Below are 406 nucleotides of genomic sequence, written 5' to 3'. Positions count from 1 at the left end.
GGCTAGATATTTGGGGGGTTCAGCCGATGACAGGCCCAACAGGCTTGATCTTTGCAATGCGCTCAACACATACTTCCCAGGCAGCAGCCAACGAAGTATTCTACAACGAAGCCGATACTGATTTCTCTGGTGCAGGTACGCATGCTAACGCATTGGGTGCAGGATCAGAAACAACTGGTACTGGTATGGCTACTGCTGATGCAGAAGCACTTGGTTCAACTGGCGACGCATTTGCAGAAATGGCTTTCTCAATCGAAAAAGTTACTGTAGCTGCTAAGTCACGCGCTTTGAAAGCGGAATACACCACAGAGCTTGCTCAGGATCTTAAAGCCGTACACGGTTTGGATGCTGAAACAGAACTTGCAAACATCTTGCAGTCTGAAATCATGCTGGAAATTCAACCGCG

Annotated in this window: 1 protein-coding gene; it reads left to right on the top strand. The window is 48.3% G+C overall.

Annotated elements, in window-relative coordinates:
* Positions 1-26: 26 nt before the first annotated feature.
* On the top strand, positions 27-406 hold a 380-nt coding region (locus tag EOC93_RS33845; RefSeq protein WP_245461621.1), incomplete at its 3' end, for a hypothetical protein.

Origin of the sequence: Mesorhizobium sp. M6A.T.Ce.TU.002.03.1.1, assembly GCF_003997275.1 — a bacterium.
GTDB lineage: Bacteria > Pseudomonadota > Alphaproteobacteria > Rhizobiales > Rhizobiaceae > Mesorhizobium > Mesorhizobium mediterraneum.
Note: the sequence above shows the minus strand (reverse complement) of the source record. Positions and strands in the feature narration are given on the sequence as shown.